Source organism: Streptomyces sp. NBC_01446, assembly GCF_026340095.1.
In the GTDB taxonomy this organism is placed as follows: domain Bacteria; phylum Actinomycetota; class Actinomycetes; order Streptomycetales; family Streptomycetaceae; genus Streptomyces; species Streptomyces aureus.
The window spans coordinates 4,272,569-4,292,500 of record NZ_JAPEPO010000001.1 but is presented as its reverse complement, the minus strand read 5'-3'; the positions used below and the strand labels follow the sequence as shown (position 1 = coordinate 4,292,500).

Below are 19,932 nucleotides of genomic sequence, written 5' to 3'. Positions count from 1 at the left end.
CGGTGCCCTCGGGCTGGGGCTCGCCGGCGTTCAGACGACCGCGATCCTGTCGGCGGCGGTGCTCGGTGCGGGCACCGCGGTGATCCAGCCGGCGCTCGCCACGATGATCGTGTGGACGTCCACGCCGGACACCCGTACGCGCGCCTTCGCCATGCAGTTCTTCCTGCAGAACCTCGGCCTGGGCATCGGCGGGCTCATCGGCGGCCAGATTGTCGACGAGAGCCGCCCGTCGAGCTTCACGCTGCTCTTCGGTATCGAGGCCGTGATGTTCCTGGTGCTCGCCGGGGTCGTGGGTTTCGTGCGGATGCCGTACGCGCCGACGATCGGCGGGGCGGTGCCGAAGGGTGGCTCCGGGACGGGCGGCGGGCTGCGGGCGCTGCTGCGACACCGGGCGATGGTGCAGCTGTGCGTTCTCGGGTTCGTGCTGTTCTTCGCCTGCTACGGGCAGTTCGAGTCGGGCCTGAGCGCGTACGGCGTGGAGGCGGCCGGGATCTCCCCGTCGACGCTGGGCATCGCGCTCGCCGCCAACACCGCGATGATCGTGGTCGCGCAGTTCGCGGTCCTGAAGTTCGTCGAGCGGCGCAGGCGGTCCCGGGTGATCGCCGCGGTCGGGCTCGTGTGGGCGATCGCGTGGCTCGCGGCCGGGTACGCGGGCGTCGGGCACGGCAGTCAGGCCATGGCGACGGCCGCGTTCATCTCGACGTACGCGCTGTTCGGTCTCGGTGAGGCGATGCTGTCGCCGACCGTGGCCCCGCTGGTCGCCGATCTGGCGCCGGCCGGGATGGTCGGGCAGTACAACTCGGCGTTCGCGCTGGTCAAGCAGCTCGCTCTGGCCGTCGGTCCGGCGGTCGGCGGGCCCATGGGGGCCGCGCTGCACGGTCCGTACATCGTGACGTTCGTGCTGTTCTCGCTGGGGATCACGTTCCTCGCGGTGCGGCTCGGGCGGCATCTGTCGCCCGTGCAGGACCAGCCGTCGCTGGCGAAGAGCCGGATCGTGGCGGAGGGCGGGGCGTCGGCAGAACCGGTGCCCGCGGCCGCGTCCGTCTGAGGCTCCGTCCGGATTACGGGGTCCGCGGCAGGGCGAATTCGCACCAGACCGCCTTACCGCCGCCCGGGGTGCGCCGTGACCCCCAGTTCGAGGCGATCGTGGCGACGATGGCGATGCCCCGGCCCGCCTCGTCGGCGGGTTCGGCGCGGCGGCGGCGCGGGAGGTGGTCGTCGCCGTCGGTGACCTCGATGATCAGTCGGCGGTCGGTGCGGCGGAGCCTGAGGCGCATGGGCGGGGTGCCGTGCTGGAGCGAGTTGGCGACGAGTTCGCTGGCGGCCAGGACGCCCAGGTCGTGCAGCTCGGGCGAGAAGCGCCAGCTGGCGAGTACCCCGGAGGCGAAGGCACGCGCGCGTGGGGCCGCTTCGACGCCACCGAGGAGTTCAAGGGCGGCGTTGCGGAACAGCTCTCCGTCGGGTCCCGTGCGCGCCGGGTGCTGGAGGACGAGGACGGCCACGTCGTCGTCGTGGTCCGCGGTGACCCCTGCCGCGCGGATGAGGCGGTCGCACACGACCTGGGGTGTGCCGGTGGCGCCGGCGAGCGCGCGCTCCAGGGACGCGATGCCCTCGTCGATGTCCTCGTCCCTGCGTTCGACCAGGCCGTCGGTGTACATGACGGCGGTCGATCCGGGGCCGAGCGGCACCGATCCCGAGGCGTGCAGCCAGCCGCCGGTGCCGAGCGGGGGCCCGGTGGGCTCTTCCGCGCGGTGGATCGTGCCGCTCTCGTCGCGTACGAGGATGGGGAGGTGTCCGGCCGACGCGTACACGAGGCGGCCCTCGTTCGGGTCATGGACCGCGTAGACGCACGTGGCGATCTGGTTGGCGTCGATCTCGATGGCGAGGCCGTCGAGGAGCTGGAGCACCTCGTGCGGCGGCAGGTCGAGGCGGGCGTAGGCGCGGACGGCGGTGCGCAGCTGGCCCATGACGGCGGCGGCGCGCACCCCGCGGCCCATGACGTCGCCGATGACGAGAGCGGTGCGCCCGCCGCCGAGGGTGATCACGTCGTACCAGTCGCCGCCGACCGCGGCCTCGGTGCCGCCCGGCTGGTAGGTGGCCGCGATGCGCAGGTCGTCGGGCTGTTCCAGCTCCTGGGGCAGGAGGGAGCGCTGGAGGGTGACGGCGGTCTCGCGCTGGCGGCGCTCGCTGGTGCGCAACCGCTCGGCGGCCTCGGCGTGGTCGGTGACGTCCGCCGCGAAGACCAGCACACCGGAGCCGCCCGCCCCTTCGTGCGCACTCTCTGCGCCGTCGGCCGGGACCGTCACGGGTGTGCAGGTGAACGTGTACGAGCGGCCGCCGGCCACCTTGCGGGACTTGACCGTGCGCGGCTTGGCGCTGCGCAGGACCTGGTCGAGCAGTGGCAGCAGGCCGAGTTCCTCCAGCTCGGGCAGCGCCTCGCGCGCGGGTGCGCCGGTGGGGCGGTCGCCGAAGGCCGCGACGTACGCGTCGTTCACGTACGCGATGCGGTGGTCGGGGCCGTGGACGAGGGCGACGAGGGCGGGGATGCGGTCGAGGACCTCGCGTGCGGGCAGTTCGTCGATGCCGGCGGCGGGCGTGGGCGCGTCGCCGTCGGAAGCGTGTTCGTGGCGGGCGGCGGGCACGGCGCCTTCCCCTCGCTGGCTTTGGGAGACGCCATGGTCGGACCGCGCTGCCGCGCGGCGCTGCGTTCCGGGGAGCCGGGCGCTCCAGCGCGTGAAGTTCACTATGGGGAAAGCCTCGTGAGGTCGGGTGGGGGCTCCCCTGCCCGGCCGGGGCCGGGAGCAGCGGGGAAGGGCAACGTGGCGGTCGGTCCGCCCACGGTCTGGGGCCGGCCAGGGTCATGGACCAGTCTGACCGACCGGACTGACATCCGTCAGACGCCGGTGGTTGAGGGGGAGTTCCCCGGTCCGGTCAGGTCGACCCCTTCGGGTCCCGCGGCGGGTTCGCCGGAGGGCTGCCGGGTGGGTTTCCCCCGGCAGCGAGTTCGAACTCCGCACGAGGGCGTTCGAGCGAGCCGAGGGAGACGATCTCGCGCTTGAAGAGCCCGGAGAGTATCCATTCGCTCAGGACACGGGCCTTCCGGTTCACGGTCGGCACCCGGCTCAGGTGGTAGACGCGGTGCATGAACCAGGCAGGGTAGCCCTTCAGCCTGCGCCCGTAGACGTGGGCGACACCCTTGTGCAGGCCGAGCGAGGCGACGGAGCCGACGTATGCGTGCGCGTAGTCCGTCAGGGGCTCGCCGCGCAGGGAGGCCGCGACGTTGTCGCCGAGGACTTTGGCCTGGCGCACCGCGTGCTGGGCGTTGGGCGCGCATTCCTTGCCCTCCTCGCCGGCCGTGATGTCGGGGACCGCTGCCGCGTCGCCCGCGCCCCACGCGTGCGGGGCGCCGTCGACGGCGAGCTGGGCGGTGCATTTGAGGCGGCCGCGTTCGTTGCGCGGCAGGTCGGTCGCGGCGAGCACGGGGTGGGGTTTGACGCCCGCGGTCCACACGACGGTGCGGGTCGGGAAGCGGGAGCCGTCGTCGAGGACGGCGACCCGGTCCTCGCAGGATTCGAGCCGCGTCCGCAGGCGTACGTCGATGTTGCGGCGGCGCAGTTCGCTGACGGTGTAGCGGCCCATCTCCTCACCGACCTCGGGGAGGATGCGGTCGCTGGCCTCGACGAGGATCCATTTCAGGTCGTCCGCGGTGACGTTGTGGTAGTAACCCGCGGCGTAGCGGGCCATGTCCTCGAGTTCGCCGAGTGCCTCCACACCGGCGTAACCGCCCCCTACGAAGACGAAGGTGAGGGCCGCGTCGCGGATGGCGGGGTCGCGGGTCGAGGAGGCGATGTCCAGCTGTTCGATGACGTGGTTGCGCAGCCCGATGGCCTCTTCGACGGTCTTGAAGCCGATGCCGTGGTCGGCGAGTCCCGGCACGGGCAGGGTGCGCGAGACGGAGCCGGGGGCCAGGACGAGTTCGTCGTACGTGATCTCGACGGCGCCCGTGCCCTCCTCCTCGGTGGCCAGGGTGGTGAACGTGGCGGTGCGCTTGCTGTGGTCGACGGACGTGACCTCGCCGACGATGACGCGACAGCGGCCGAGGACGCGGCGCAGCGGCACGACGACGTGGCGCGGCGAGATGGATCCGGCGGCGGCCTCGGGCAGGAACGGCTGGTAGGTCATGTACGGGTCGGGGGTGACGACGACGATCTCGGTCCGGCCGCTTCTCAGTTCCGGTTTGAGTTTCTGCTGGAGGCGCAGGGCGGTGTACATCCCGACATAGCCGCCCCCTACGACGAGGACGCGCGTACGCGGGACTTCCGGGGCCGTCCCCCGGGAAGAAGCAGTCTTCGGCATCGACACCACCCCATGACGCATCGGCCACCTGAGTTTGTCCACAGCCCCGGCAAATTGTGTGACCGGCGCTTGCGCCGGCCGCCGGGTGGGCGAATTGCCGGAGTCCGGGACATGTCCGCAGGTCAGCGCACATGTGGCGGGTGAGGTGCGGGGGTGCAATCGGGGTGGAATCGTCGCTTACTCCGTTCGGGGGGCGCTCCGTGCGGAACCTGCCCCTTCTGAATTGACTCCGGCTCAACTATGTTCGTGTGCTGTCGGGGTGTCGGGGGATGCGCTGACGGATCCGTCGGACGGATCCGTGGAACCTGTTCCTCACGCTCCGGTTGCCGATGGCGGGGAGAGTCTCCGGGGGGAGACGTCATTACCGGGGGAACACATATGCACATTCAGGACTCTCAATGGACTTCGACGGCTTCCGCTTCGGCCGTGGCCGGCGGACCGGCCGCCGCGAGCGGTAACGGTCGTGGCGCGGGCGACAGTTCGCGTGCGGCGCCGCTCCGGGTGGATGCCCAGCGCAATCTCGAGCACGTCCTGCGCGCGGCGCGCGAGGTCTTCGGCGAGCTGGGGTACGGCGCGCCGATGGAGGACGTGGCGCGGCGCGCCCGGGTCGGTGTCGGCACGGTGTACCGGCGCTTCCCGAGCAAGGACGTACTGGTGCGGCGCATAGCCGAGGAGGAGACCTCCCGGCTGACCGACCAGGCGCGTGCCGCCCTCGGCCAGGAGGACGAGCCGTGGTCGGCGCTGTCGCGCTTCCTGCGCACGTCCGTCGCCTCCGGTGCGGGGCGGCTGCTGCCTCCGCAGGTGCTGCGCGTCGGCGTCGCCGACGAGCCGGCCGACGCGGCGGGCGCGGTCCGGGACGAGACGCGGGTTCCGCAGCAGCGGCACGCCGTCGTCCCGTCCGACCTGCGTCTCGTGGAGCAGCGCACGTCCCCGGCCACCGAGGCCGTACCGGCGGACGACGCGGGCGTCGCCGCGCTGCTCGACGTCGTCGGGCAGCTCGTGGACCGGGCGCGCGCGGCGTCGGAGCTCCGCGAGGACGTGACGGTGGCGGACGTGCTGCTGGTGATCGCCACGGCGGCGCCTTCGCTGCCGGACGCCGCACAGCAGGCCGCGGCGTCGTCGCGACTTCTGGACATCCTGCTCGAAGGGCTGCGGTCGCGGCCCGCGTAGGGGCGGGCGGCACCGCGTAGGGGCTGGGCTCCCCGAGCGGACGCGACAGGCGTGGGGACGGCCGTGGGTGGCGCATGTGCGTCGCGCGCGGCCAACTCCCGTTTTTGGCACGCTCGTTGACCACTACCCGTACGAGTGAAAGCTAGTACTTCGTTGTGCGAAGTTTCCACGGATGAGTGGTTGCCGAGCACGGGCAGGCGATGCGGGCCACCCGTGTGGCACTCTTTCCCGCGTGTTCGGGTCTGAGTGTGCAGTCGGGGGCTTTCCGCGATGAGCGTTGACGGGCGGGACGAGCCACTCGAGAGCAGTGGTGCGGGCGGCACCGAGACCGGTGGGCTGCCCGCGCGGCAGGTGCCGAGCCAGGGAGGTCCACTCCGGGACGACTCGCCGGGCTCCGAACGCTCCGGCTCCTCCGGTCCCTCCGAAACCTCCGAAGCCCCGGGCGGGGACCTCCCCGGCCCGAGCGTCCCGCAGCAGCGCGAGCCCGGCGTCGGCTCCGGGAAGTCCGTCCTGCCGCCCCCGCGGGACACGCCTCCGGCGGACGCCGACCTGATCGCCCGTATGCGGTCCGGCGACGACACCGCGTACGAGGAGCTGTACCGCCGGCACTCGACCGCCGTCCACCGTTACGCACGCACCTGCTGCCGGGACGGGCACACCGCCGACGACCTCACGGCCGAGGTGTTCGCGCGCATGCTTCAGGCCGTGCGCGGCGGCAGCGGGCCCGAGCACGCGGTGCGCGCCTATCTGCTGACCACCGTGCGCCGCGTCGCCGCGGGCTGGACGAAGTCGGCGAAGCGCGAACACCTGGTCGAGGACTTCGCGGTGTTCGCCCAGCAGGCCGCCCGCTCCAGCGAGGTCTCCGACGACGACACGCTGGATCTCGGCGCCGACGTCCGCGCGATGCACGAGGCCGAGCAGTCCATGGCCATGCAGGCCTTCCGGTCCCTGCCCGAGCGCTGGCAGGCCGTCCTGTGGCACACGGAGATCGAGGACGAGTCGCCCAGCGAGGTCGCCACGCTCTTCGGGCTCGACGCCAACGGCACGCGCGTGCTGGCCAAGCGCGCCCGCGAGGGCCTCAAGGAGGCGTACCTCCAGGCCCATGTGAGTACCACCCTCACCCAGGACGAGGAGTGCGCGCGCTACGCCGACCGGCTCGGCGCGTACGCCCGCGGCAGCCTGCGCACCCGGGCCGAACGCGGTCTGCGCAAGCACCTGGAGGAGTGCGCCAAGTGCCGGCTCGCCGCCGGTCAGATCAAGGAAGTGGCCAGCGGGATCCCGGGTGTCGTGCCGGTCGCGGTCATCGGCTGGTTCGGTGCCGCCGGGTACGCGAAGGTGGTCGCCCTCATCGGGGGCGGCGCCGCGAGTGCGGCGGGCGCCGGTGCGGCGGCCGCGGCGGGGGGCGGCTCCGGAGGGGCCGCGGGCGGTGGCGCCGCGGCGTCCGAGGGGCTCGGCGCGCCCGTGAAGGCGGGCATCGCGGCCGGTGTGGTCGCGGCGGGCGTGGCCGTGGCGGTGGCGATCGCCCTCGCGGGCGACCCGCAGAAGTCCAAGCCGGAGGCGCACAAGGAGAAGCCGGCGGTCTCCCAGCCCAGCACCCCGCCGAAGCCGACGCCTCCCCCCGAGCCGAAGCCCGAGCCGCCGGCCCCGCAGCCGACGCCTCCCCCCGAGCCCGCGCCGAAGCCGACCCCCACCCCGAAGCCGGCGCCGAAGCCCACGCCCAAGCCGACGCCGCCTCCGAAGCCGACGCCCGAACCCACCCCGAAGCCCACGCCTCCCCCGCCGCCCGCCCCGGCCGTCTACCAGCTGAACCAGCTGTCGTACGGCGGGCTCGGTGACGGCACCAAGCCGGAGATCCGGCCCGGCGAGAGCAGTTGGGTGTGGCAGCGGTGGGGCCTGCGCGTCGCGGACAAGGAGTACGCGAACGGGGTCACCGTCCACGCGAACTCCTCCGTGACCATCGACCTCAACCGCAGCTGCACCGTGTACGACGCCTTCGCCGGTGTCGACGACATGACGCTGGGCACGGGAGCGGTGCGGTTCACCGTGTACGCGGACGGGGTGCGGCTGTGGAAGTCGCAGGTCCTCAGGGGTGGGGACCCGGCCGTTCCGATTCATGTGAATCTCGCGGGACGCAAGGCGATCCGGCTGGTCACCGAGCCGCAGACGAAGCTCGACTCGCTCGCGGTCGGGGACTGGGCGGAGTCCCGATTCACCTGCCGGTGAGCTGCCTCGGCTGAGGGGCCTCAGTTGAAGCGGCGGACGCGTTCCGTCAGGAACGTGACCTCCTCGGCCGCCGTGTGCCCGGCGCCCGCGGCGCGCGCGTCGGCGTACCGGGCGGCGCCCAGCGCGGCGGCCGCCTCCGCCTCCAGCGCCTCGATCTCGGCGCGTTCGGGCAGGGGCCGCTCGGAGTCACCGCGCCAGCCGTCGGACGCGGCGACCAGCCGTACCGCGCCCTCCGTGTCGCCCAGCTGGGCCAGGAAGAGCGCCCCGCGGCCCGCGAGGTCCGCGCAGACGCTCTCCGCACAGCGGTTCTCGACCGCGTACCGCAGGGCGTCGGTGAGGACCGCGAGGCCGCGCGCGGGCCCCGACTCGGCCGCCGTGATCCGCGCGTCGACACCGCCGACGAGCGCCGTGAACTGCGGTGGCGGGGTGCCCCGCGACGACTCCGTGGCCGCGTCGTCGCACAGCGCGCGGGCCCGCGCCACCTCGCCGTCCTCCACCGCCATCAGGGCGTTCAGGAGCAGCACGTACGCGTGGGGATCCGGCACCCCGTACCGGTCGGCCTCCCCGATCGCCTCGGTCAGGAGCTTGCGCGCCGCGTCGCGTTCGCCGGAGCGGTAGGCGATCTCGCCGAGCCGGGCGATGAGGAACGGCGCCTCCGCGTACGCGCCGACCTCGTAGGCGAGGCGCAGTGCCTCCTCGAACTCTCCCTTCGCCTCGTCGAACCGGCTGCGGGCGATGGCCGCCTCACCGGCGGCGCTGCACACCTGGGCGCGCATCCACCGGTCCCCGACGCGGCGGCTGATGGTCCGCAGCTCGGCGACGTCGTCGTCGACGCCCGTGAGGTTGCCCGGCCCGTCGACGGCCGTGTGCGTACGGAACATCAGGGTGACGCCGATCTCCCACTCGGCGCCGTACACACGGCAGTTGGCGACGGCCTGGTCGAGGGCGGTCCTGACGTCCTCCGGGTTGTTCAGGAAGTGCACGGTGAACGGCCAGATGATGCCGGGGAAGCGCGCCCCCGCGGGCCCGGGCCGCGCGAAGGCGTCGCGCACCCGCATGAGGTACTCCCGGTCGGCCTCGCCCCGCAGGGCGCTCTCGGGCAGGGTCTGGGCCACGAAGAAGATGTGCAGGAGGCGCAGCTCCATGAGCGGCCAGTACAGGGGGTCGTCCTCGTCCGCCAGGTCGTCCGCGGCGGGGAACGTCCGCCCTTCGCGCGGGGGGACCCGGCAGACGGACAGGGCCGGACGGTCCGGGCGGTGCGTCGGGAGCAGCTGCTCCAGGATGTGACCGACCCACTCGGCTCCCTCCCTGCGGTAGTTGCGCAGCCACCAGAACCAGCCGGTGGAGAGCGCGAGTGCGACCGCGGACTCCATGTCGCCGGTCACCGTGGAGCGGTGGAGCGCGGCGCGGAGGTTGTCGAGTTCTGTCTCCAGGCGCTCGATCCACGGGAGTTGTTCGGCGGAGCGCAGGAGCGGGTCGGCCTTCTCGACGAGGGCGCGGAAGTAGGCGACGTGGCGCCGCTCGGCCTCGGTCCGCAGCTGTGGTGTCTCGGCGGCGCGTTCGGTCGCGTACTCGTGGATCGTCTCCAGCATCCGGTACCGCATGCTGCCGTCGCCCGGGGTGGCGACCAGGAGGGACTTGTCGACGAGCGCGCCGATCAGGTCGGATGCGGGTCCGGTGCAGACGGCCTCCGCGGCCTCCAGGTCCCAGCCTCCGGCGAAGACGGACGCCTCGCGCAGGACCGTGCGCTCCTGCTCGTCGAGGAGGTCCCAGGACCAGTCGACGACGGCGCGCAGGGTCTGCTGGCGGGGCAGTACGGTGCGGCTGCCGCTGGTCAGCAGGCGGAAGCGGTCGTCGAGCCGGTCCGCGATCTGGCGGGGGGTGAGCAGTCTGAGGCGGGCCGCGGCCAGCTCGATGGCGAGCGGCAGGCCGTCGAGGCGGCGGCAGATCTCGGCCACGGCCTCGGGGTCGCCGGTGACGTCGAAGTCGGGGCGCACGGCACGGGCGCGCTCCGCGAACAGGCGGTGCGCGGGGTCGGGCGGCAGGGGTTCGACGGGGCGCACGGACTCGCCGGGCACGCCCAGGGGTTCGCGGCTGGTGGCGAGGACCGTGAGGCCGGGGCAGTGGGTGAGGAGGGTCTCGGCGAGCGCGGCCGCCGCGCCGATGACGTGTTCGCAGTTGTCGAGGATCAGGAGCAGGCTGCGCGCGGCACAGTGTTCGACGAGCAGGGCCACGGGGTCGTCCTGCGGCGCCGTGTGCTCGCTGGTCATCAGGACGGTCTCGCGCAGGCCGAGGGCGCTGACGACGGCGCCGGCCACGGCCTCGGGCTGGTCCAGCGGGGCGAGCTCGGCGAGCCAGGCGCGGGGGTGTTCGGCGGCGGCTTCCTCGGCGAGGCGGGTCTTGCCGGAGCCGCCGGGTCCGGTGAGAGTGACGAGGCGGGCCGCACGCAAGTCGCAACGGATGGCGTCGAGTTCGGGTTCCCGGCCGACGAACGAGTTGAGGCGTGGCCGCAGATTGCCGTCGCGCTGCGGCTGCCGGGGTGGTGCCGGGCGGCCGGAGTCGCGGGCGGGGTCGAGCAAGTCGGCGTACAGGGCGGCCAGTTCGGGTCCGGGGTCCGCGCCGAGGCCGTCGGCGAGGGTGCGGCGGGCCGTCTCGTATGCGGCGAGCGCGTCGGCGCCGCGGCCCGCGTCACGCAGGGCACGGATGAGCAGGGCGTGCAGCGGCTCGTCGTACGGGTGCGCGTGCGTGAGTTCGGTCAGCTCCGGTACGACGTCTGCGGCGCGGCCGAGGTGCAGATCGGCCGCCACGCGCGCGCGTGCCGCTTCGAGGCGCTGGGCCTCGGGGCGGGTCGCGGCGGTGCGGTCGGCGAGGTCGGCGAGCGCGGGCCCGCGCCACAGGGCGAGCGCGTCGCCCAGGGCACGGGAGGCGGTCGCCGGGTCGTGTGCCGTGAGAGCAGCCGTGCCCTCACGGACGAGGCGCTCGAAGACGTACAGGTCCACGTCCTCGGGGCGGGCGGCGAGGCGGTAGCCGCCGCCCGCCTCCGATGTGACGGCGTCCTTGCCGAGGGCGCGGCGGAGCCGGCCGACGAGGGCTTGGAGGGCGGCGGTCGCGTCGGCCGGTGGCTCGTCGGCCCATACGTCGTCGATGAGCGCGTCCGCGGGGGCGGTTCGGCCGGCGTGCAGCGCGAGCGACGTGAGCAGGGCGCGCAGCCGCTGTCCGCCCACGGGCAGGGGGGTGCCTTGATCGTCGTACGCCTCGGTGACGCCCAGAATTCGGTACCGCACGGGTCCATTCTCACGGGTGGGGGCGGCCTCAGTCGCGCGGATTCCGGTTCGGGGGTGCTGGGGGTGCGGCTCTTCAGCGCCCGGCGCCCAGCGCGCCTCGCTGCGGTGCGACGCTCCCCGTGGGGACGGCGCGCTGGCGGGCCGGGGTGCCGGTCCAGCAGGTGCCGCGGCGGGCGATGAGGCGGCGCAGCCAGAGTTCGAGGGAGACCAGGTCGGCGAGGCCGTCCAGCGGCAGGGGTTCGCCGTCGGCCGCCGCGCGCAGGGCCTTGCGGACGACGCGGGCCTCGATCAGGCCGGTCTGGGCGAGGAGCGGGGTGTCGAAGAGCTGGATGAGGTGGTCGGCACCGACGCGCAGGCCGGTGCGGGCCGCCGCGGCGGACGACGCGTGCGAGGGCGCGCCCCAGCCTGCGGGGAGTTCGCTGACGCCGGCGCCTTCGAGGACGGCGCGCAGGATGTCGGCGCGGGCACCGGGCCGCACGCGGAGCGCCTCGGGCAGGGCGCGGGAGGCGCGGACGACCTGGTTGTCCAGGAAGGGGGCGTGCAGGCGCTGGAAGCGGACCTCGGCGGCCTGTTCGAGGACGCGCAGGTCGGCCGCGTGGCGGGCGAGGGCGGCGCGAGCCCGGAACGCACCCGGCCGCTGCCCCGGTCCCGGGCCCGGCCGCGTCGCGCCGTCCTGGAGGCGAACCGATACTTCAGCGAGGGCCTCGCCCGTCAGCCAGCGCGCGGCGGGCCCCGGTCTCGCCCACGCGAGAGCCGCGAGCGATGCGCCGACGGCGCCCGCCTCGCCGCCCGGATCCTCGAAGTTCCGCTGCAACAGCCGCTCCGCGAGGCTTTCGACGCCCGCCCTGTACGGCGTGCGGGCCAGCTTGCGCGCCGCGCCGTACACGCGCGCGGGCACCAGCACGGATCCGCCGTCCGCCTTGGCGAGCGCGGCGACCGGCTTGACCATGTGGCGCCGGCGCCGGTCCATGAGGAGGTCGGCGAGGCGGGCGGGGTGCGCGTCGAGGACCTGGCGGGCGCCGTAGCCGGTGAAGTGGTCGGCGCTGCCCGACAGGAGGCGGGCGCGGTGGCGGGCGGCGGTGATCAGGGAGGGGCCGGGTTCGTCGGTGAGGGGGCCGTCCAACTCGGCGTAGGGGAGGGCCTCTTCGCCCGCGGTGACGACGACGTGGTGCAGCCGCGGATTCGCGGCGATGGCGCCCGCGCGCTGGAGTTCGGCCTCGCGCCCCTCGGCGCCCGCGGACAGGTCGTTGAAGGTGACGGCGAGGAGGCGCTCGCCCGCGCCCGTGCCGTGGCCGAGGACCGTGCCGGGCAGTCCGGGCAGTCCGGCCGCGAGCAGCGCGAGTGTCCCGGACGCGGGTCCTCCGGAGAGGTCGGAGCCGATGCCCGGCACAGGCATGCCGCGGGCGGCGCGCCGCTCGGCGGGGCCCATGCCGGGGACGGGCCCGGGGTCGATGTCGGCGCCGGGGACGTGCCGGGGCGCGGCGAGCCGGGCGCGTACGGCCTCGACGAGCGCGTCGCGCAGGGCGTCCACCGCGCCGGCCGGGTCGGCGGAGGGGGCGGCGACGGCGAGCGATGCGACCGGTTCGTAGCCGGCGATCTCACGGGCACCGGCGCGCAGGATCAGCGCGTGGCCCGGCGGGATGCGGCGCACGCCCTGGTACGGCGTCGAGTCGTGCAGGGCCTCGGGCACGTCGGGGGCGGCGAGCAGGGCCGCGAGATGGCCGATGTCGAGGTGGGCCTCGATGAGGTCGGCGAGCGGCAGGGCGGCCGTCGCGTACGCGGTGCCGCCGGCCCAGGGCGTGTAGAACACGGGGCGCGCGCCCGCGAGATCACCGGCGATCATGAGGCGCCTGCCGACCTGGACGACGGCGGTGTAGCTGCCGGACCATGCGGTGAGGTGGCGCAGGGCGCCCCCGCGCGCGGCGAACAGGCCGACCCGCAGCTGCTCGTCGGTGGCGCCGCAGGTGCCGAGTACGGCGATACGGGTCCGCTCGTCGGCGCTGACGATCCTGACCTCGTCCGGGCGCCAGTCTCCGACCGCCCACAGCGGGTCGGGGTCACCCCACAGGAGCTGGGAGCCCACGGGGTGGACGGTCTCCCCGTCGGGTCCGGTCGAGCCCGCGGACCCGAACCGCACGGGCCCGGCGGCGGTACTGCTCCACCCCACCAACCACCGCATCGCCGCCTCCACAGGTTGTGGACAGAACCTCGTCAGAAGGAATCAGAGGAAATCACAGGAACAGAGTCCCCATGCTGCCACGAAGGAGACGTACGGGAGGGGCGACGGGGCGGCACGTGCGCCACCGAATGCGCCCCTTTTGAGCGGTAGTTGAACCCCCCGAGGGCCACTCGGAGGCATCGGTGACGCCGTACGGCACCGTCGATATTCGGCCAAATCGACTGTGGATGGCCAGACCTGTGCACACCGCATCGGCCACGGCGCGCAACGCACGGTCCGGGAGGCGCCCTTCACCTCCCGGACCGGTCCGCCACCCGCGGGGATGAAGGCGGCGGTATCCCCCAGCCCGCTGGATCCAGTACAGCGGGCCGACCCACGCACCATCATGGAAGCGCTCCCCCCATGGCCGCAGAAGAGCGCACGCACAGGCGCACGGCCACACGGGCGGAGCACACCGTGACGGCGCTGCCCCGGGCACGTACTCCCGTACGGACAATATTCCCGCCATCCGGAACTATGCCCCTTAACGCTTGGGATCCGGCGAACTACGCTGGGTGTACGAATGCCGCGCGCTTATGCCACCGCGGCAGCCGGCTGTGTCGAGGGGTGGCGCATGTCCAGGGAGCAACGCGGGCCGAACGAGAAACTCGGCACCGTTCTCGCCCTCGCGGGAATCAGCAACGCAGGCCTGGCGCGGCGCGTCAACGACCTTGGCGCCCAACGCGGTCTGACGCTTCGCTACGACAAGACCTCGGTGGCCCGCTGGGTCTCCAAAGGCATGGTGCCGCAGGGCGCGGCGCCGCACCTCATCGCCGCCGCCATCGGCCAGAAGCTGGGCCGGCCCGTGCCGCTGCACGAGATCGGCCTGGCGGACGCGGACCCCGCGCCCGAAGTGGGCCTCGCCTTCCCGCGCGACGTGGGGGCGGCGGTGAAGTCGGCGACGGAGCTGTACCGCCTCGACCTCGCGGGCCGCCGCACGGGCGGCGGCATCTGGCAGTCGCTGGCCGGGTCCTTCGCGGTGAGCGCGTACGCGACGCCCGCGTCGAGATGGCTGATAACGCCGGCCGACTCGTCGGTCGCACGCGAAGCGCAGCCGCTGGAGAGCGGCGGGGACAACACGCCTCAGAAGGTCGGCCACAGCGATGTCCAGAAGCTGCGCGAGGCGGCCGAGGACGCGCGGCGCTGGGACTCCAAGTACGGGGGCGGTGACTGGCGTTCGTCGATGGTCCCCGAGTGCCTGCGGGTCGAGGCGGCTCCGCTGCTGCTCGGCGCCTACTCGGACGACGTGGGGCGCGCCCTGTTCGGGGCGAGCGCCGAACTGACGCGCCTGGCCGGGTGGATGGCGTTCGACACGGGCCAGCAGGAGGCTGCACAGCGGTACTACATCCAGGCGCTGCGGCTCGCGCGCGCGGCGGCGGACGTGCCCCTGGGGGGCTACGTGCTGGCGTCGATGTCGCTCCAGGCGACGTACCGCGGGTTCGGCGACGAGGGGGTGGACCTGGCGCAGGCCGCCCTGGAGCGCAATCGCGGGCTCGCCACCGCCAGGACGATGAGTTTCTTCCGGCTCGTGGAAGCACGCGCGCACGCGCGCGCCGGTGACGCGCACGCCGCGGGGGCCGCGCTGCGGGCCGCGGAGGGCTGGCTGGAGCGGGCGCGCGACGGGGACCACGACCCGTCGTGGCTCGGCTTCTACTCGTACGACCGCTTCGCCGCCGACGCCGCCGAGTGCTACCGCGACCTGAAGGCACCCCGCCAGGTGCGGCGCTTCACGGAGCAGGCCCTGTCGAAGCCCACGGAGGAGTTCGTGCGCTCGCACGGGTTACGCCTCGTGGTGTCGGCGGTCGCCGAGCTGGAGTCGGGGAACCTGGACGCGGCGTGCGAGCAGGGCACGCGCGCGCTGGAGGTGGCGGGGCGGATCTCGTCGGCCCGGACCACCGAATACGTGAAGGACCTGCTGCACCGCCTCGAGCCGTACGGGGACGAGCCGCGCGTGGTGGAGCTGCGCGAGCGGGCCAGGCCGCTCCTCATGGCGCCGGCGTAGGGCAGCGGTGTGAAGGTTCCGGCGCAGCCGAAGGCCTACCGCCCGGGTTTGAACGCGTTGTCAGTGGCGCAGTGCAGTATCGGGGGCGGGAGGTGAGGCACGGTGATGACGAGCGGGTACGACTGCGATGTGCTGGTGATCGGCGGCGGGATCGTCGGTCTGTCGACGGCGTACGCCCTCACGCGCGCGGTACCGGGCACCCGTGTGACCGTCCTGGAGAAGGAACACGGCCCCGCCAGACACCAGACGGGGCGTAACAGCGGGGTCATCCACAGCGGCGTGTACTACCGGCCCGGCTCGCTCAAGGCCCGCTTCGCGGTGCGGGGCGCGGCCGAGATGGTCGAGTTCTGCGCGGAGTTCGGCATCGCGCACGCGGTCACCGGCAAGCTGATCGTGGCCACCGAGCGCGACGAGCTGCCCCGCCTGCACGCCCTGGTCCAGCGCGGCCGGGAGAACGGGATTCCGGTGCGGGAGCTCGGCCCCGCCCAGATCGGCGAGTACGAGCCGTATGTGCGCGGCCTCGCCGCGATCCACGTGGGCACGACGGGCGTCGCCGACTACGTCTCCGTGGCGCGGCATCTCGCCGAGGCCTCGGGCGCGGACATCCGGTACGGCGCGGAGGTGGTGCAGATCGACCGCCGCGCGGAGCGTGGCGTCGCGGTGCGCACGGCCGCCGGGGACATCGTCCGCGGGCGCGTCATGGTGAACTGCGCGGGGCTGCACTGCGACCGGATCGCCCGCCTCGCGGGGGACGACCCCGGCATGCGGATCGTCCCCTTCCGGGGTGAGTACTTCGAGCTGGCCCGCCCCGAGCTGGTGCGCGGCCTGGTCTATCCGGTGCCGGACCCGGCGTTCCCCTTCCTCGGCGTCCATCTCACGCGCGGCATCGACAAGAGCGTGCACGTCGGACCGAACGCGGTGCCCGCGCTGGCCCTCGAGGGCTACGACTGGTCGACGGTCAGACCGCGCGAGCTCGGCGCCACGCTGGCCTGGCCCGGCTCCTGGCGGATAGCGCGCCGGCACTGGCGGTACGGGGCCGGCGAGCTGCGCCGCTCGGTGTCCCGGGACGCTTTCACGTCGGCGGTGCGCAGGCTGCTGCCCGCGGTGACCGCGGACGACCTGGTGCCCGCGCCCGCCGGCGTCCGGGCGCAGGCGGTCCTGCGGGACGGGACCCTGGTCGACGACTTCCTGATCCGCGAGGCCCCGCGCACGGTGCATGTGCTGAACGCGCCGTCCCCCGCGGCGACGGCCTCGCTCCCGATCGGCCGGGAGGTCGCCCGGCGGGCCCTGGCCGCGCTCGGGTCCTGAGCACGGGTCCTGGGCTCGGGCCCTGGGGGCTCCGGATCCTGAGCTCCGGGTTCTGGGCTCCGGTCCCTGAGCTCCGTGTCCTGAGCTCCGTGTCCTGAGCTCCGGGTTCCGGGCTTGGGCCCCGGCCGGATCCGGCGTCTAAAATCGCCTCACTGTGTCTGAGTCACCCCGCACCCCCGAAGCCCACACCCCTGAGGCCCCCGGTTCCGAAGCCTCCGGTCCCGTACGCGCAAAGGGCGAGCCGCGCTTTCCCGACGGGCCCGCGCCGGACCCCGCCGGTTCGCACTTCGAGCGGCGCATCCGCAGCTTCCAGCCCCGCCGCAGCCGCGTCACGACCGGCCAGGCGGACGCCCTCCAGCGGCTGTGGCCCCTGTGGGGCCTCGACATCGACGGGCAGCGCGTCCTCGACCTCGACGAGCTGTTCGACGGCAGGGAGCGCGTCGTTCTGGAGATCGGCTTCGGCATGGGCGAGGCGACGGCGCAGATGGCCGCCGACGACCCCGACACCGGCATCCTCGCGGTCGACGTGCACACGCCGGGCCAGGGCAACCTCCTGGGCCTCGCCGAGCGGAACGGCCTGACGAACGTACGGGTGGCGAACGGCGACGCGATCATCCTGCTCCGCGAGATGCTCCCCGCGGCCTCCCTCGACGGGCTGCGCGTCTACTTCCCCGACCCCTGGCCGAAGAAGCGCCACCACAAGCGGCGCCTGATCCAGCCGGAGTTCCTCAGCCTCGCCAAGGTCCCCCTCAAGCCGGGCGCGCTGGTGCACTGCGCGACCGACTGGGAGCCGTACGCCGAGCAGATGCTCGAAGTCCTGACCGAGCACCCGGACTACGAGAACACGCAGGCCGACGGCGGATACGCGCCCAGGCCCGCGTTCCGCCCCCTCACGCGCTTCGAGGGCCAGGGCCTGGACAAGGGCCATGTGGTCCACGACCTGCTCTTCCTGCGCGCGGAGCACGCACCGCAGTCCCCACCGGTCACCGCCGCGGACTGACACCCCGTCGCGGCCGGGCCCGTCGCTCGTTAGGGTCAACGCTGTGGCGACCTATCCCTCGTATCCGAATGCGTTTCCGCACGCGCCGCCCGGAGCAGGCGCTCCCGGGCCCGGCACGCTGCGGCATCCACGCTGGTGGGAGCGGAAGGCCGTGCACGCCTGGACGCTCGTCTCGCTCCTCGCGCTCTCCGGCCTGGTGATCCTCGCCCTCGTGCGGGAACAGACCGGCACCAAGGGGTTCCTGGTCGGGCTCTGCCTCGCGGTCCTGCCCGTCCCGCTGCTGATAGCCGCGTTCCGCTGGCTGGACCGGGTCGCGCCCGGCCCCTGGCGGAACCTGCTGTTCTCGTTCGCCTGGGGCGCCTGCGCCGCCGCGCTCATCGCGATCGTCGCCAACAGCTTCGCGACCCACTGGATCGCCACGAACTCGGCCGACCCCTCGAACGCCGACACCCTCGGCGCGACGGTCATAGCGCCCATCGTCGAGGAGTCAGCGAAGGCCTGCGCCGTCCTGCTCATCTTCCTGTTCCGCAGACGGGACTTCACCGGGATCGTCGACGGCGTCGTGATCGCCGGGGTCACCGCCACCGGCTTCGCGTTCACGGAGAACATCCTCTATCTGGGCAACGCCTTCGGCACCGACCAGCTGAACAGCGGCACCGGCATGGCCTCCGTGACAGCCGCCACCTTCTTCGTACGCATCGTCATGTCGCCGTTCGCGCACCCCCTGTTCACGGTGCTCACCGGCATCGGCTTCGGCGTCGCGGCGTGGACCGCGCCCGGCCGCGGGCCGGTGCGGCGCGTCCTGCTGCCCCTCGCCGGACTGCTGCTCGCCATGGGCATGCACGCCACGTGGAACGGCTCGTCGGCGTTCGGCCAGTTCGGGTTCTTCGGGGTCTACGCGCTGTTCATGATGCCCGCGTTCGGACTGCTGACCTGGCTCGCGATCGGGACCCGCCAGCGCGAACTGCGCACCGTGCGCTCCGAGCTGCCCGCGTACGCGGTGGCCGGCTGGGTCGGCCCGGACGAGCCGTTCGCCCTCGGTTCGATGCGCGCCCGCCGCCTGGCGCGCGAGTTCGCGCAGCACCACGGCGGCAAGGAGACGGGCAAGGTCGTCGCGCAGTACCAGCAGTACGCGACGTCACTCGCGCTGCTGCGCCACCGCGGCCGGCGCGGCAGGGCCGGCACGGACTATGTCGTGCGGGAGCGGGAGCTGCTCGACGAGCTGTGGGCGCGGCGCCACGCGGCCCGCCCCGCCCTCGCCTACGCGTCCCGCGCCACCGCGCCTCCCGTGTGGGTACCGCCGATGTACGCGGGGCCGGTGTACGCGGGGCCGGTCGCCCAGTTCCCCGCGCACCACGCCCACAACGCCCACAACCCGTACCGCTACTGAGAGCGCCTCCGGGTCAGGCGGACGCCTTCGTGAGCTTCGAGAGCTCCGCGTCCGTCAGCTCCAGGTCGGCCACGGCCACCAGCGCCGGCAGCTGCTCCACGGTGCGGGCGGACGCGATCGGGGCGGCCACCGTCGGGCGGGACGCGAGCCAGGCGAGGGCGACCGTCGCGACCTCGGCGCCGTGCGCCTGCGCCACCTCGTCGAGCGCCTTGAGGACGCGCACACCGCGCTCGGTCTGCAGGTGCTTGCCCGCGCCCGCGGCCCGCGCGCTGTCGACCTCGGTGCCCGGCCGGTACTTCCCCGTGAGGAACCCGGCCGCCAGGGCGTAGTACGGGACGGCCGCGAGACCGCTGCGCGAGGCGACCTCCTGGAGCCGGCCCTCGTAGGTGTCGCGCGAGACGAGGTTGTAGTGCGGCTGGAGCGCCGCGTAGCGGGCGAGGCCCTCACGGTCGGAGAAGTCCAGGGACTCCTGGAGGCGCTCCGGGGTCAGGTTCGACGCGGCGATGGCGCGCACCTTGCCGGCCGTCACCAGGTCGTCGAGGGCGGAGATGATCTCCTCGACCGGCACGGACGGGTCGTCGAAGTGCGTGTAGTAGAGGTCGATGTAGTCGGTGCCGAGGCGGCGCAGGGACTCTTCGGCGGCGGACTTGATGGTGTGCGCGGACAGGCCCTTGAAGTCGGGGTGGGCGCCGACCTTGGTGGCGATGACGACATCGGAGCGGTTGCCGCGCGCGGCCAGCCACTTGCCGATGACGGTCTCGGACTCGCCGCCCTTGTTGCCCGGGACCCACGCCGAGTACGCGTCGGCCGTGTCGACGAAGTTGCCGCCCGCGGCGACGTACGCGTCGAGTACGGCGAAGGACTGCGCCTCGTCGGAGGTCCAGCCGAACACATTGCCGCCGAGGGAGAGCGGGAACACCTCGAGGTCTGACGAGCCAAGCTTGCGAAGAGAAGTCATGGCCTGCCAGAACACCGATATGG

Annotated in this window: 12 protein-coding genes (1 of these 12 running past the window's edge); 7 read left to right on the top strand and 5 right to left on the bottom strand. The window is 73.6% G+C overall.

Going from position 1 to position 19,932, the window contains the following annotated elements:
• On the top strand, nucleotides 1-1,048 hold the 3' portion of the coding sequence (locus OG456_RS19265; protein WP_266562616.1) for an MFS transporter. The gene continues 254 nt to the left of window position 1, outside the view; the window shows 1,048 of its 1,302 coding nt (coding positions 255-1,302); its start codon lies off the left edge, out of view; the stop codon is at nucleotides 1,046-1,048.
• Between the two features lie 13 nt (nucleotides 1,049-1,061).
• Here OG456_RS19265 and OG456_RS19260 read toward each other — a convergent pair whose 3' ends face one another.
• Together OG456_RS19260 and OG456_RS19255 are read right to left on the bottom strand one after the other, a co-directional pair.
• Nucleotides 1,062-2,744: an ATP-binding SpoIIE family protein phosphatase gene (locus OG456_RS19260; protein ID WP_266562614.1), complete on the bottom strand. Its 1,683-nt coding sequence runs from the start codon at nucleotides 2,742-2,744 to the stop codon at nucleotides 1,062-1,064.
• Between the two features lie 187 nt (nucleotides 2,745-2,931).
• The gene (locus OG456_RS19255; RefSeq protein ID WP_266562612.1) at nucleotides 2,932-4,356 is read right to left on the bottom strand and encodes an NAD(P)/FAD-dependent oxidoreductase; all 1,425 of its coding nucleotides are present in this window, start codon (nucleotides 4,354-4,356) and stop codon (nucleotides 2,932-2,934) included.
• A gap of 378 nt (nucleotides 4,357-4,734) precedes the next feature.
• Between OG456_RS19255 and OG456_RS19250 the strand changes: the two genes are divergently transcribed.
• Both OG456_RS19250 and OG456_RS19245 read left to right on the top strand, forming a co-directional pair.
• Nucleotides 4,735-5,526, top strand: a complete 792-nt coding sequence (locus OG456_RS19250) for a TetR/AcrR family transcriptional regulator (RefSeq protein WP_266562610.1) — start codon at nucleotides 4,735-4,737, stop codon at nucleotides 5,524-5,526.
• Nucleotides 5,527-5,796: 270 nt separating this feature from the next.
• Nucleotides 5,797-7,749 (top strand): sigma-70 family RNA polymerase sigma factor, encoded by a 1,953-nt coding sequence (locus tag OG456_RS19245; protein ID WP_266562608.1) that lies wholly within the window; start codon nucleotides 5,797-5,799, stop codon nucleotides 7,747-7,749.
• Nucleotides 7,750-7,769: 20 nt separating this feature from the next.
• Here the strand turns inward: OG456_RS19245 and OG456_RS19240 are convergent, their stop codons facing one another.
• Together OG456_RS19240 and OG456_RS19235 are read right to left on the bottom strand one after the other, a co-directional pair.
• Complete coding sequence (locus OG456_RS19240; RefSeq protein ID WP_266562606.1) at nucleotides 7,770-11,033, bottom strand: BTAD domain-containing putative transcriptional regulator; 3,264 nt, start codon at nucleotides 11,031-11,033, stop codon at nucleotides 7,770-7,772.
• 73 nt (nucleotides 11,034-11,106) lie between these two features.
• A complete protein-coding gene (locus OG456_RS19235; protein WP_266562604.1) occupies nucleotides 11,107-13,212 on the bottom strand; it encodes an asparagine synthase-related protein in 2,106 nt (701 codons plus the stop codon).
• A gap of 613 nt (nucleotides 13,213-13,825) precedes the next feature.
• On the opposite strand from OG456_RS19235, the gene OG456_RS19230 reads away from it, so the two are divergent.
• The 4 genes from OG456_RS19230 to OG456_RS19215 all read left to right on the top strand — a co-directional run bounded on the left by OG456_RS19230 (nucleotide 13,826) and on the right by OG456_RS19215 (nucleotide 18,951).
• On the top strand, nucleotides 13,826-15,253 hold the full coding sequence (locus tag OG456_RS19230) for an MFS transporter (RefSeq protein ID WP_266562602.1): 1,428 nt from the start codon (nucleotides 13,826-13,828) through the stop codon (nucleotides 15,251-15,253).
• Nucleotides 15,254-15,358: 105 nt separating this feature from the next.
• Nucleotides 15,359-16,561: an L-2-hydroxyglutarate oxidase gene (gene lhgO / locus OG456_RS19225; protein WP_266562599.1), complete on the top strand. Its 1,203-nt coding sequence runs from the start codon at nucleotides 15,359-15,361 to the stop codon at nucleotides 16,559-16,561.
• Nucleotides 16,562-16,715: 154 nt separating this feature from the next.
• Complete coding sequence (gene trmB / locus OG456_RS19220) at nucleotides 16,716-17,561, top strand: tRNA (guanosine(46)-N7)-methyltransferase TrmB (RefSeq protein WP_266562597.1); 846 nt, start codon at nucleotides 16,716-16,718, stop codon at nucleotides 17,559-17,561.
• Between the two features lie 43 nt (nucleotides 17,562-17,604).
• Entirely contained in the window at nucleotides 17,605-18,951 is a 1,347-nt protein-coding gene (locus OG456_RS19215; RefSeq protein WP_266562595.1) for a PrsW family intramembrane metalloprotease, read from the top strand.
• A gap of 13 nt (nucleotides 18,952-18,964) precedes the next feature.
• Here OG456_RS19215 and OG456_RS19210 read toward each other — a convergent pair whose 3' ends face one another.
• On the bottom strand, nucleotides 18,965-19,909 hold the full coding sequence (locus OG456_RS19210; protein ID WP_266562593.1) for an aldo/keto reductase: 945 nt from the start codon (nucleotides 19,907-19,909) through the stop codon (nucleotides 18,965-18,967).
• Nucleotides 19,910-19,932: the final 23 nt, after the last annotated feature.